General features: G+C 63.4%; 10 protein-coding genes (1 of these 10 cut by a window edge). 7 read left to right on the plus strand and 3 right to left on the minus strand.

What is annotated here, in order from left to right; all coding sequences use genetic code 11:
• The first annotated feature begins 6 nt into the window (after positions 1-6).
• The 6 genes from prfA to FJ946_RS10705 all read left to right on the plus strand — a co-directional run bounded on the left by prfA (position 7) and on the right by FJ946_RS10705 (position 8,190).
• Complete coding sequence (gene prfA, locus FJ946_RS10680; RefSeq protein ID WP_140565936.1) at positions 7-1,086, plus strand: peptide chain release factor 1; 1,080 nt, start codon at positions 7-9, stop codon at positions 1,084-1,086.
• The gene (gene prmC, locus FJ946_RS10685; RefSeq protein WP_140565939.1) at positions 1,079-1,951 is read left to right on the plus strand and encodes a peptide chain release factor N(5)-glutamine methyltransferase; all 873 of its coding nucleotides are present in this window, start codon (positions 1,079-1,081) and stop codon (positions 1,949-1,951) included. Before prfA ends, prmC begins: the two co-directional genes overlap by 8 nt.
• Positions 1,952-2,255: 304 nt before the next feature.
• A complete protein-coding gene (locus tag FJ946_RS10690; RefSeq protein ID WP_140565943.1) occupies positions 2,256-3,197 on the plus strand; it encodes a DUF4167 domain-containing protein in 942 nt (313 codons plus the stop codon).
• Positions 3,198-3,415: 218 nt separating this feature from the next.
• Positions 3,416-6,022 (plus strand): ATP-dependent chaperone ClpB, encoded by a 2,607-nt coding sequence (gene clpB, locus FJ946_RS10695; protein WP_140565946.1) that lies wholly within the window; start codon positions 3,416-3,418, stop codon positions 6,020-6,022.
• Between the two features lie 61 nt (positions 6,023-6,083).
• On the plus strand, positions 6,084-6,443 hold the full coding sequence (locus tag FJ946_RS10700) for an MmcQ/YjbR family DNA-binding protein (protein ID WP_140565948.1): 360 nt from the start codon (positions 6,084-6,086) through the stop codon (positions 6,441-6,443).
• 256 nt (positions 6,444-6,699) lie between these two features.
• Entirely contained in the window at positions 6,700-8,190 is a 1,491-nt protein-coding gene (locus tag FJ946_RS10705) for a L,D-transpeptidase family protein (RefSeq protein WP_140558176.1), read from the plus strand.
• A 33-nt stretch (positions 8,191-8,223) separates the two neighbouring features.
• Here the strand turns inward: FJ946_RS10705 and FJ946_RS10710 are convergent, their stop codons facing one another.
• A complete protein-coding gene (locus FJ946_RS10710; RefSeq protein ID WP_140565951.1) occupies positions 8,224-9,216 on the minus strand; it encodes an IS630 family transposase in 993 nt (330 codons plus the stop codon).
• Between the two features lie 133 nt (positions 9,217-9,349).
• Positions 9,350-9,982: a TMEM175 family protein gene (locus FJ946_RS10715; protein WP_140565953.1), complete on the minus strand. Its 633-nt coding sequence runs from the start codon at positions 9,980-9,982 to the stop codon at positions 9,350-9,352.
• 183 nt (positions 9,983-10,165) lie between these two features.
• On the opposite strand from FJ946_RS10715, the gene FJ946_RS10720 reads away from it, so the two are divergent.
• Positions 10,166-11,719 carry an MFS transporter gene (locus tag FJ946_RS10720; protein ID WP_140565956.1) on the plus strand — a complete coding sequence of 518 codons (1,554 nt, stop codon included), beginning with the start codon at positions 10,166-10,168 and terminating at the stop codon, positions 11,717-11,719.
• Between the two features lie 17 nt (positions 11,720-11,736).
• Here the strand turns inward: FJ946_RS10720 and FJ946_RS10725 are convergent, their stop codons facing one another.
• Positions 11,737-13,076, minus strand: the 3' portion of a protein-coding gene (locus FJ946_RS10725; RefSeq protein WP_181165386.1) for a M23 family metallopeptidase. The gene runs 631 nt beyond the window's last position; only the last 1,340 of its 1,971 coding nucleotides appear in the window; its start codon lies off the right edge, out of view; it ends in the stop codon at positions 11,737-11,739.

The raw sequence follows: 13,076 nt of genomic DNA on the forward strand, positions 1-13,076 counted from the left end.
TTTGCAATGATCTCCCTTCCCCGCGACCGCATGGATCAAGTCGTCAAGCGTTTCGAAATGCTCGAAGCGCAGATGTCGGCCGGCCCGGCGCCGGATGCCTATGTGAAGATGGCATCGGAATATGCCGAGCTCCAGGAGATGGTTGCCAAGGTCAGAGCCTTGCGCTCGGCCGAGCAGGAGCAGGCCGATCTCGAGGCGATGCTCGCCGACAAGGGCACCGATGCCGAGATGCGGGCGCTCGCCGAGGCCGACCTGCCAGGGGTCGATGAGCGCATCGAAGCGTTGCAGAAGGACATCCAGATCCTGCTCTTGCCCAGGGATGCGGCCGACGACAAGAACGCCATCCTGGAAATCCGCGCCGGCACCGGCGGCGACGAGGCAGCATTGTTCGCCGGGGACCTGTTTCGCATGTATGAGCGCTATGCCGCTTCGCGCGGCTGGCGGTTCGAGACGGTGTCGGCCAGCGAGGGCGACGCCGGCGGCTATAAGGAAATCATCGCCACGGTTTCCGGCAAGGGGGTTTTCGCGCATCTGAAATTCGAGTCCGGCGTCCACCGGGTGCAGCGCGTGCCCGCGACCGAGGCCAGCGGACGCATTCACACCTCGGCGGCGACGGTAGCCGTGCTGCCGGAGGCGGAGGAAGTCGACATCGACATCCGGGCCGAAGACATCCGCATCGACACGATGCGCGCGTCGGGCTCGGGCGGCCAGCACGTCAACACCACCGATTCGGCAGTGCGCATCACCCATTTGCCGACCGGCATCATGGTGGTGCAGGCGGAGAAATCGCAGCACCAGAACCGGGCCAAGGCCATGCAGATCCTGCGGGCCCGGCTCTACGACCTGGAACGCAGCAAGGCCGATGAGGAGCGCTCGGAATCGCGCAAGTCGCAGGTCGGCTCCGGCGACCGCTCGGAACGCATCCGCACCTACAATTTTCCGCAAGGCCGCGTCACCGATCATCGCATCAACCTGACGCTCTACAAGCTCGACCGGGTGATGATGGGCGAACTCGACGAAGTCATCGACGCTCTGATCGCCGATCACCAGTCGAAGCTGCTCGCCGATATCGGTCTTGATGGCTGATCCTTTGCCCCAGGCGCTGGGGCCGCTGCTGCGGGCAGCGCGAGCGCGCCTGGCCGCGGTCGATGATCCCGCGCTCGATGCAAGACTGATCGTGGAGCACTTTTCAGGTACGACCCGCACGCAGGCCATTGCCGATCCCGAACATGCGGTCGATGCCGCTGCTCTTGTCCAGATCGACCGCGCCTTGAGGCGCCGCGCGGGCGGCGAGCCCGTGCACCGCATCCTGGGCTATCGGGAGTTCTACGGGTTGCGGCTGTCGCTGTCGCCGGAAACGCTCGAGCCGCGGCCCGACACCGAAACGCTGGTCGAGGCCATACTGCCCTTTGTCAGGGCAACCGTCATGCGCGAGGGCGAGTGCCGCATCCTCGATCTGGGAACCGGCAGCGGAGCCATCGCGCTGGCGCTGCTCAGCGCCGTGCCGGCAGCGATTGCCACCGGGGTAGACCTCTCGGAAGGGGCGTTGAGGACGGCAACGCGCAATGCCGCGAAATTGGGGCTTGGCGACCGGTTCACGGCGCTGCTGTCCGACTGGTTTGAAAAAGTTTCTGGTCGATACCATGTAATTGTCGCAAACCCTCCCTATATACGATCGGAAGACATCGGAAATCTGCAGGATGAAGTCCGCGATTTCGACCCGCGCCTGGCCTTGGATGGCGGCGCGGATGGGTTGGCCCCTTACAGGGTCATCGCCGCTGAGGCGGCTAAGTTTCTAGAAGCCGGAAGCAGGATTGCGGTCGAGATCGGCTACACACAGCACATCGAGGTCACCGCTATATTTCGCTCGTCCGGCTATGCGGTCGCTGGTGCGTTTGGCGACCTCGGCGGAAACGACAGGGTTCTTGTCTTTCAACGGGGAAAGCCTTGACGCAGTGCGAAAAAAACCGCTTGGCAATGCCGGGGAATGCGGCTAGGGTCGCGTTAACCGGATGAGACGAAGCAGGCAGTGCTCTTAGCGATTCGGTTTTCCTTGGAAATAGCTGCCTTCTTGCGCAAACGACGCCCAAGCTTCGTGCGGGAATCGTCCGGCAAGTGATGTAACCGGAACAGGATGGCACGTGGCGCCAACGCAATTGATGCGGGCGAACGCCGGTGAAGAAACGAAACGGCTGGCTGCATGAGCGCCACCGTTCGTGAAGAGTTTTCGAAAATTTCAATATGAAGAGAGTCGAATGAGGCCACAACAGCAGAACAGGCGCATGCGCGGTCGCAACAACAATGGCGGCGGCGGCAACAACAACAATAACAACAACCGCAAGGGGCCAAATCCCCTGACGCGCAACTACGAGAGCAACGGCCCGGACGTGAAGATCCGTGGGTCTGCTCAGCAGATCGCTGAAAAGTACGCCACCCTTGCCCGTGATGCGCAAAGCTCCGGCGACCGGGTGATGGCGGAGAACTATCTCCAGCACGCCGAGCACTATAATCGCATCATTGCGGCCGCGCAGGCGCAGATGCCGATCCAGAACGTCCAGCAGAATCGCGACGAATTCGACGATGATGGCGATGAGGATCGCGACGAGTTCGACAATGCCGGCAACGCCGGCAACAACGTTGCGGATGCGCCGGTTCCGGTGATCAATCACGGCGCGGGTCCGCAGCCGGTTATCGAAGGCATGCCGGCCGAAGTCGCGCTGAACCGGGAAAACGGCCGCGATCGTGATAATCGCGATCGTGATAATAATGGCGGGCGCAACAGTGGCGGCCGCGACAATAATGGCGGACGCCATCGCGACCGCCGCCCCAATGGCGGCTATGGCCAGAACAGTCAGCGCGGCGATTATGGTTCGTCCGCCGAGCAGGGTGCCCAGCAGCAGCGCAACGAGACGGCCGAACAGGCCGAGGCCGTCACGCCAGCCGAATCCGTCGCGCCGGTCGAGCAGGCGGCGCCACTGTTCGAGAACCTGTCGCCGGCCGGGCTCGCTGCCCAGGCCGAACTCAATGAGACGGCCGCGGAGACTAGTCCCAGCCGTCGTCCGAGGCGTCCGCGCCGCCCGCGCGGCAATGCCGACCAGATCACCAGCGGCAACGACAATGCCGACGCTGGCGAGGTGGCGGCCGCCCCGGCCGACAATGGCAACGCCGACCCCGCGATCGCCGACATCGACAACTGAGCGGCGACGCCTCGATACGTTGAACGGCGGAGAGAAATCTCCGCCGTTTTCGTTTGCGCGGCCGTGGAATATTATGCCTTCGCAGACATCAAGACGTCTTGAGGGTTCGCGGATAGCGCACCATATCAGCCTCAACTGGACCCGGCTCTCACGGGCGGGTCCGTCACCGCAATCTGATCCGGTGCCGCAAAGCGGGCCGGTGATGGAAGGAGACAGGTATGAATCTTGAGAAATACTCGGAGCGCGTGCGCGGCTTCATCCAATCCGCGCAGACGATGGCGCTCTCGCGCAACCACCAGCAATTCACCCCCGAACATATCCTGAAAGTGCTCGTCGATGACGACGAGGGTCTGGCTGCGTCGCTCATCGAGCGCGCCGGCGGCAGCGTCCGCGACGTCAAGCTCGGCATCGAGACGGCACTCGAAGCGATGCCCAAGGTGGAGGGCGGCAACGGCCAGCTCTATCTGGCACAGCCGTTGGCCAAGGTGTTTTCGACAGCCGAGGAACTGGCCAAGAAGGCCGGTGACAGCTTCGTCACGGTCGAAAGGCTACTGACGGCGCTGGCGGTCGAGAAATCAGCCAAGACATCAGACATACTGGCCAAGGCCGGCGTCACCGCGCAGGCGCTCAACCAGGTGATCAACGACGTCCGCAAGGGCCGCACCGCCGATTCGGCGAATGCCGAACAGGGCTATGACGCGCTGAAGAAATACGCGCGCGATCTCACCGCCGATGCCCGCGCCGGCAAGCTCGATCCGGTCATCGGCCGCGACGACGAGATCCGCCGCACCATCCAGGTGCTGTCGCGCCGCACCAAGAACAATCCGGTGCTGATCGGCGAGCCGGGCGTCGGCAAGACGGCGATCGCCGAAGGCCTGGCGCTGCGCATCGTCAATGGCGACGTGCCGGAATCGCTGAAGGACAAGCAACTGATGGCGCTCGACATGGGCGCGCTGATCGCCGGCGCCAAATATCGCGGTGAGTTCGAGGAGCGGCTGAAGGCCGTGCTTTCCGAGGTCACTGCCGCTGCTGGTGGCATCATCCTGTTCATCGACGAGATGCACACCCTGGTCGGCGCCGGCAAGGCGGACGGCGCCATGGACGCGTCCAACCTTCTGAAGCCGGCGCTGGCGCGCGGCGAACTGCACTGCGTCGGCGCCACCACGCTCGACGAATACCGCAAGCATGTGGAGAAGGATGCCGCACTCGCCCGCCGCTTCCAGCCGGTCTTCGTCGAGGAGCCGACGGTGGAGGACACGGTCTCGATCCTGCGCGGCCTGAAGGAGAAATACGAACAGCACCACAAGGTGCGCATTTCCGATTCGGCGCTGGTCGCGGCGGCGACGCTGTCCAACCGCTACATCGCCGACCGGTTCCTGCCGGACAAGGCGATCGACCTCGTCGACGAAGCCGCTTCGAGGCTTCGCATGCAGGTCGATTCCAAGCCCGAAGCGCTGGACGAGATCGACCGCCGCATCATGCAGCTCAAGATCGAGCGCGAAGCGCTAAAGGTCGAGAAGGACGAAGCTTCGAAGGACAGGCTTGCCCGGCTCGAGAAGGACCTCGCCAGCCTCGAGGAGGAATCGACCGAGATGACCTCGAAGTGGCAGGCCGAGAAGCAGAAGCTCGGGCTCGCCGCCGACCTCAAGAAGCAGCTTGACGAGGCGCGCAACGAACTGGCCATCGCCCAGCGCAAGGGCGAGTTCCAGCGCGCCGGCGAGCTTGCCTATGGCAAGATCCCGGAACTGGAAAAGAAGCTGAAGGAAGCCGAGGCCCAGGACGGCAAGGCCGGCATGGTCGAGGAAGTGGTCACGCCCGATCATGTCGCCCACATCGTCTCGCGCTGGACCGGAATTCCGGTCGACAAGATGCTGGAAGGCGAGCGCGACAAGCTGTTGCGCATGGAAGACGAGATCGGCAAGCGCGTCGTCGGCCAGGGCGAGGCGGTGCAAGCTGTTTCCAAGGCAGTGCGGCGCGCTCGCGCCGGCCTGCAGGATCCGAACCGGCCGATCGGCTCGTTCATGTTCCTCGGCCCGACCGGTGTTGGCAAGACCGAACTGACCAAGGCGCTGGCGAACTTCCTGTTCGACGACGAGAGCGCGATGGTGCGCATCGACATGTCGGAGTTCATGGAGAAGCATTCGGTTGCCCGATTGATCGGCGCGCCTCCCGGCTATGTCGGTTATGAGGAAGGCGGCGCGCTAACCGAAGCGGTGCGGCGCCGGCCCTATCAGGTCGTGCTGTTCGACGAGATCGAGAAAGCGCATCCCGACGTGTTCAACGTGCTCCTGCAGGTGCTCGACGACGGCCGGCTCACCGATGGGCAGGGCCGCACGGTCGACTTCCGCAACACGCTGATCATCATGACGTCGAACCTCGGCGCCGAATACCTGGTCAATCTCCGCGAGGACCAGGATGTCGACCAGGTTCGCGACGAAGTGATGAACGTCGTCAAGGCGTCGTTCCGGCCGGAGTTCCTCAACCGCGTCGACGAGGTGATCCTGTTCCATCGGCTGCGCCGGCAGGATATGGGCCGCATCGTCGAAATCCAGCTCAAGCGGCTGGAGAACCTGCTGGTCGACCGCAAGATCACGCTGTCGCTGGACCAGGAGGCGATCGACTGGCTGGCATCCAAGGGTTACGACCCTGCCTATGGCGCGCGGCCGTTAAAGCGGGTGATGCAGAAAGACTTGCAGGATCCGCTGGCTGAGAAGATCCTGCTCGGCGAGATTCTCCACGGCTCGACCGTCAAGGTGACCGCCGGCTCCGACCGGCTGAATTTCCGTTCGAAGCCGACGGTCGTCGCGACCGAAGCGGCAGCATGATTGAACGCCGCGCGCCCAGGACGGGCGCGCGGCTTTTCCGCGTCTTTCGGCAGGAGCACGCATGACGCTGGACGACTATAACGGCTTCTGCGCCTCGCTGCCCGCCACATCGCATGTCGTCCAGTGGGGCGGCGCCCATGTCTGGAAGGTCGGCGCCAAGGTCTTTGCGATCGGCGGCTGGAGCGAGGGCCGCGACCCTTTCATCACCTTCAAATGTTCCGACATTGCCTATGATGTGCTGAAGGAGCAGCCGGGCTTGCGGCCCGCACCCTATCTTGCCTCGCGCGGCATGAAATGGATCCAGCGCCAGACAAGCAAGAGCATGGATGATGGCGCGCTGAAGGACTACCTGCGCGAGAGCCATCGTCTTGTCGCCCTGAAGTTGACGAAGCAGGCGCGAAGGGAACTGGGACTTGCCTGAGGCTAAAGCGCGTCACGTTCGACGGATTCAGGCGACGCGCTTTAGCTCTTGGTTCTATGCATGTCGTTCGCCCCAAACCGGGCCGCTTTTGGACGATATGCATTTAGCTGATATTCGTCGAGGCGCCGGAAAACCGCCATCTTCATGCCCGGTTCATATTGGAACCTTATGGTCGGGCGGTGGTTCGCTGGCGAAGGATTCGCTACGCGCGAAAGCCGCCTGCGACGGCAATTACGGACCGGAGAGTTTGCCCACCATGTTGCGGACGATCTTCACCCTTTCGGCACTTGCGGCCGGACTGGCGTTTTCAAGCGCGTTCGCCGCGCCGACTGAGGACGCTTCGCCGCGGGTCGTCCGCCCCGCTGACGGCGGCATCCTGCTGGCCCAGGACGGCAATCTCGACATCTATTACGACGCCAGGGGCAACCGCGTCATCGTCGATGCGGACACGGGCAAGGTCGTCGCCATCCAACCGCCGCAGACCAGGCTCGACCGACGCGCGCTGCGCCGCGAGACACGGCTGCGCGAACTCGGCCGCGTTCCCGCCGACGACGACCGCTACTATCTCGACGATCCGGAAGACATGGCACGCTTCCGCCGCAGGCAGATGGAAGACGAAGGCCGGGTCATCGCGCCGCCCGTCCAGGAATATGATCCCTATGGCGACAATTCCGTCGAGGCCTACCCGCCGGCCCCCGGCGGCGACGGCGTCTACGACGACAACTATCCGGAAGCGCCCCAGCCGGCAACGCCGCCCTCCGTCAAGCGCCAGCCGCTGAACGAGGCCTCGATAGAGCCGGTCCAGCCCACGGCTCCCGCCGCGCAGCCGGCGCCTGCAGACGAAGCGGGATTACCGCCGAAAGCAGGCGGCAAGACTGTGGTCGACCCGTCGCTTTCGCTCGGAGCACGCCAGGATGTCGCGGCTCTGCAGGTGCTGCTTGATCGCGGCGGCGCTTCGCCTGGCGTCATCGACGGGCGCTTCGGTTCGAATGTCGACAAGGCGCTGGCTGCCTACAACCAGATCACCGGCAGCAATCTGCGATCGACCGACGCCGTCGGCATCCAGGCGGCCCTTGCACAATCGGGCGGCGATGCCTTGGCCAACTACACGATCACGCCGGAGGATGCGGCCGGTCCCTATGTTGCGTCGATCCCGGAAGATTACAGCCAGAAGGCGCAGCTCGACCGCATGGGCTATACGTCGGTCACGGAAGCGCTTGCCGAGCGCTTCCACATGGACGAGAACTATCTCAAGGCGCTCAACCCGGAGGCCAATTTCAACCGTCCCGGAACGATCATCAAGGTTGCCAATTTCGGCAGACTGGTGTCGTCGCCGGTGGCTCGTATCGTCGCCGACAAGGGCAAGAAAGAGGTCTTTGCCTATGATACGGCGGGCAAGCTGGTCGCGGCCTATCCCGCCACCATCGGCTCGTCCGACACGCCGTCGCCGTCCGGCATTCATGCCGTGTCCCGTGTCGCGCTCGATCCGAACTACACTTACAACCCCAACATCAATTTCAAACAGGGCGAGAACAATAAGGTCCTGACCATTCCGCCCGGCCCGAATGGCCCTGTCGGCTCGGTGTGGATCGCGTTGGACAAGCCGACCTACGGCATCCATGGCACGCCGGATCCCTCGAAGATCGGCAAGACCGAAAGCCATGGTTGCGTGCGACTAACCAATTGGGATGCCCGCGAACTGGCCAAGCTGGTTTCGCCCGGCGTGACGGTGGAATTCGTCGACTGAGACGATGCGGCGTTCGTCGCCGGCTAGAGCGTTTCATATCTTGACGGAAGCGTAGCCTGCGTTTTCGAAGTAGTTCCTGCATTCGGCTGCCTCGATTGTTTCGACGAGGTGGCCGATGTGGCGCCAAGTGTCCTCGATTGTACGTTTCTGAGCTTGGCGCATCCAGTGTTTGATCTTGGCGAAGGCCTGCTCGATCGGATTGAGGTCCGGGGAATAGGGCGGCAGGTACCAAAGCCTGGCGCCGGCAGCTTTGATCATCTGCCTGATGGCCGCCGACTTATGACTTCCCAGATTATCCATGACGACAATATCGCCGGGCTTCAGCACCGTGATGAGCTGCTGCTCGACATAGGCCCGGAAGCATTGGCCGTTGATCGGGCCGTCGAAGACGCAAGGCGCTGTGAGCCGATCCCAGCGCAGCGCGCCGAGGAAGGTCAGCGTGCGCCAGTGGCCGTGCGGAGCCAGGCCGCGCAGCCGCTTGCCCTTCGGCCCCCAACCGCGCAGCGGAGCCATGTTGGTCTTGATCCAGGTCTCATCGATGAAGACCAGGCACTGCGGATCGAGGCCGGTCTGCCAGGATCGCCATCGCTGACGCCTGCGGGCAATATCGGCGCGTGCCTGCTCAAGGGCGAACAGCGTTTTTTTGAAGCTCAGGCCCTCGCGCCTCAAGAACAGCCACACCGTATTGTGCGAGACCTTGATCCCGCGCGCATCCAACTCGTCCTTCAGCCGATGCAGCGTCAGTTCAGAGGTCTGATTGATCCGCTCCACAATGAAAGCCCGATGGGGCTCCAGAACGCGCTTACGGTGTCCGCCCATCTTGCCCGGCGCCACCGAGCCGGTGGCACGGTAACGCTGCGACCACTTCACCACAGAGGAAACCGCAACGCCAAAGCGCGAGGCAACCGCACGGCAGGTCTCCCCGTCGACAACTGCCGCTACTGCACGCTCACGAAGATCATTTGAAAGCGCTCGCGTCATCAGATGCTGGCCTCCAATCCAGCCAGCATCTTGAATCACAAACATCCGGTTTTGGGAATCCTACGATTCTCCCAAAATAGGAAATGCTCTAGAGCGGTTCAGTGTTCGATGGACTTCCGAGCCGCTCCTGCGCTGCGCGCTTTTCCCGGGAAACCGCCACGTTTTTCCTGGAATTGCTCTACCCGATCATCCTGCGCAACCATTTCGCGCTCGGTGTCGCGGCATAAATCAGCTGCACCATGAGAATGAAGCCGACGCTGAGCAGCGGGGTGACCAGACAGAGCAGGGCGCCGACCGCCCACAGAAGCTGCGCCTTGACGATGCGAAGGTAGACCGTGCGTTTCGTTTCGAGGTCGACGTCCTCCGCCAGAAGGCCATTTTTCTCCGCATAGCGCCAGCTGGCGATCAGGGTGACGCCGAGCATCAGCAGATTGAGCCAATAGACGGCGACCGCGGTTCTGAATTCGAGGAAGTCGGCCAGAAGATCGGTCGAGAACGGCAGCAGGGCGATAAAGGCGAGAAAGCACAAATTGAGCGTTGCCAGCCGCCTGTCGGATCTGGTGATCAACCCATGCTGCGCCTGCTGGCCGAACCAGAAGATGGTCAGCGTCAGGAAGGAAAGCGCATAGGTCAGGAAGCGCGGCGCCAACGCCAGGACGGCGTCGAGGAGATCGCCTTCGGAATGGATCGCCTCGTGCGTCGGTACACGAATCTCCAGAACGATCAGGGTCAGCGCGATGGCGAAGACGCCGTCGGTCAGGCCAACAACGCGGTGGAGCCCGGACTGGGATGGTTCGAGCGGTCGCTTCATCGATTTTCTCCCCTGCCTGATCGGCTCCCATTCGATGCCGCGTGAAAACTTAGCATGCCGGCGCTTGTTTGCACCTGCGTGGGCCGGCACCTGCCAATGCGGCCAGGTGGCTGCGCAGCTGGTTTCAACGACCGGGACCGCTGGCTGGTTGTTGCAGGCGCGCCGCGGGTTTATGCAGGTTGCATGCATTCACCGAGCAAAGCCGCTGCCGTCCCGCCGCCGACCGCCAACGGTACGTTCTGCCCGCAGTCGCAGCGGCGCTATGTGCTGATCGCCGCGATCCTGGCTTCAGCGCTTGGTTTCATCGACGGTTCGATCCTTGCCATCGCCACGCCGGCAATCCGCGTCGATCTCGGCGCCAGCCTGGCGCAAGCGCAGTGGATATCCAATGCCTATGGGCTGACGCTTTCGGCGCTCATCCTTGCCGGCGGTGCTGCGGGCGACCGCTTCGGCCTGCGCCGCGCCTTCGTCGCCGGCATCGCGCTGTTCATCGCCGCTTCATTGGCCTGCGCGCTGGCGCCCAATCCGGCGGTGCTGATCGCGTTTCGTGCAATCCAGGGCGTCGGCGCGGCGATCATGGTGCCGGGCAGCCTTGCCATCATCGCCAAGGCCTATCCGAAAAAGGAGCGCGGCCGCGCAATCGGCATCTGGGCCGCCGCTTCGGCGCTGACCACGGCACTCGGTCCGGTGCTGGGCGGTTTCGTGCTGTCGACCCTCGGCAATGGAATCTGGCGTGCGATATTTGCCATCAACCTGCCGCTTGGGCTGGTTTCGATCTACCTGCTGCTCGCCAAGATCCCGACGGATCGGCCGACCGAAAAGCGCAGCCTCGATCTTGGCGGCGCGGCGCTGGCGACACTGGCCTTCGGGTTGCTGGCCTACGGGCTGACGGCGATGAACGCGGAGGCTGCCGGATTCATGTCGGGTTCGGCAATCGTTGCCGGCGTGGTCCTGCTTTTTGTCTTCATTTTCTACGAGCGCCGGCAGCGCGAGCCGATGATCGATCTCAATCTGTTTCGCATCGGCGCCTTCGCCGGCGCCAATCTCGCGACCTTCTTCCTCTATTTCGCGCTGTCGGCCAATCTTTTCTACCTGCCCATGCTTTTGATCGCCGGCTGGGGGCTGAGCACGGCCGAGGTCGGCTTCATCTTCCTGCCGCTGTCTGCATTGATCGCACTGCTATCTGGGCCTGTCGGCCAGTGGTCCGACCGGATCGGACCGCGTTTTCCGATCGCCAGCGGCAGTCTGGTGGTTGCCTTCGCCTTCGCCGGGCTTGGCTTGTTGACGCATGCCGGTATCCACAATTTCTGGACCGGAACATTTCCGCTGATGGCGCTGATGGGGTTCGGCATGGCGCTGGTGGTGTCGCCGCTGTCGACCGCGATCATGACGGCGGTGGAAGACAAGGATACGGGCGCGGCCTCCGGTATCAACAATGCCGTCTCGCGCATAGGCGGCCTGATTGCGGTTGCGGCTATGGGGTCGCTTGCCGCCTGGGTCTACGCGAAGGCCCTGGATGGCAGCGCCTTGCCCGGCGTGCCGGGGTTCGGTGAACCGGCGACGACCGGACTGGCCCCGGCTGTCGACGCCGCACGGCTTGCCGCCAGCGACGCCGCATTCTCGGCTGTTTCCTTTGTAACGGCGCTGCTTTGCCTGCTTTCGGCTGTCATCGCCTGGATGACGATTTCAGGCGAATCATTGCCATGGCGCCGGCCCGCCGAAAACCCTCGCGACTGACGGGTGGATCGAAGGAACTATCCTTCGATCTTGGCGCTCGCGACCTTCAGCGAATCACTGTCTTCCTGCTTCAGCAGGTCGTCGATGCGCTCGCGTTCACGCTTGAAGGCGACAAGGTCCTCGCCCTTCAACACCTTGCCGACGGGCAGGCGGACGCGCATCGGATCGACCTTGGTGCCATTGACGATCAGCTCGTAGTGAAGATGCGGGCCGGTGGCGAGGCCGGTCTGGCCGAGATAGCCGATGGTCTGGCCTTGGCGGACGTGAACGCCCGGTTCGATGCCTTTGGCAAAAGCGCTCTGGTGATTGTAGGAGGTCTCATAGCCGTTGGCATGGCGAATGATGATCTGCTTGCCATAGCCGCCGGCCCAGCCGACCTTCTCGATGACGCCATTGCCCGCGGCGATGATCGGCGTGCCGATGGGGGCTGCCCAGTCGACGCCGGTATGCATGCGGACATAGCCGAGGATCGGGTGCCTGCGCGCGCCAAAGCCGGAGCGGAACTTTCCGGCCGGCAACGGATTGCGCAGCAGGAACTGCTGGGCGCTCGAGCCGTCCTCGTCGAAATAATCCGTGCTGCCGTCCTGCATCTGGAAGCGGTAGAAATTGCGCGTCTGCCCGCCGAAGGTCGCCGAGACGTAAAGCAGTTCGGAATTGTCCGAGGTCTGGTCGTCGCCGTCGGGCTGCGAGAACAGCACTTCGAGACGGTCGGCCGGATTGAGGCGGGACTGGAAGTCGACATCGGAAGCCAACAGCTTGATGAGCCGCTGCGTCATGGCCTTGGACATGCCGTAGGAATAGGCGGCGCGGTAGATGCCGTCATAGACGTTGGGGAGGTTGCCGCGCACCACCACTGGCGCCGACGAATCATCGAACGCCGTCAGCAACTCCGGATTGGGCTCCGGTTCCTGCGCCGGCACATACTGGCCGCGATCGTCGAGCGCGATGGTGACGATATGCTGGGTCCGATCGTAGACGCTGGTGCGCACGACCTTGGCGGCGTCGCCATGGACCTCGAGACCAACACGCAGCACGGTTCCAGCCTTGAGCGCCGGGGCGTTCAAGAGCTTGGTGATCGCCTCGGCCATGCCGGCGGCGTCCTCGCCCGTATAGCCCGAATCTGCGAAGGCTTCCGTGATGGCGAGATCCTTGGTGAAAGGGATGATCTCCTCGGCGAAGGCCGGTGCCTGGTCATCGGCGTTGGCACGTGGCGCGACCGACACGTTTTCCGGCACGATCCTGACGTCGTAGGAGCCGGCCATGCTCTCGGCAAAGGCCTCGCCAAATCGCTGCGGGTCGACATAGTGGAGCGAAGCGACCTGAACGGCGCCGTCGCTGAGATCGGTGCCGGCCTCGC

This window comes from Mesorhizobium sp. B2-4-7, from assembly GCF_006442685.1.
GTDB lineage: Bacteria > Pseudomonadota > Alphaproteobacteria > Rhizobiales > Rhizobiaceae > Mesorhizobium.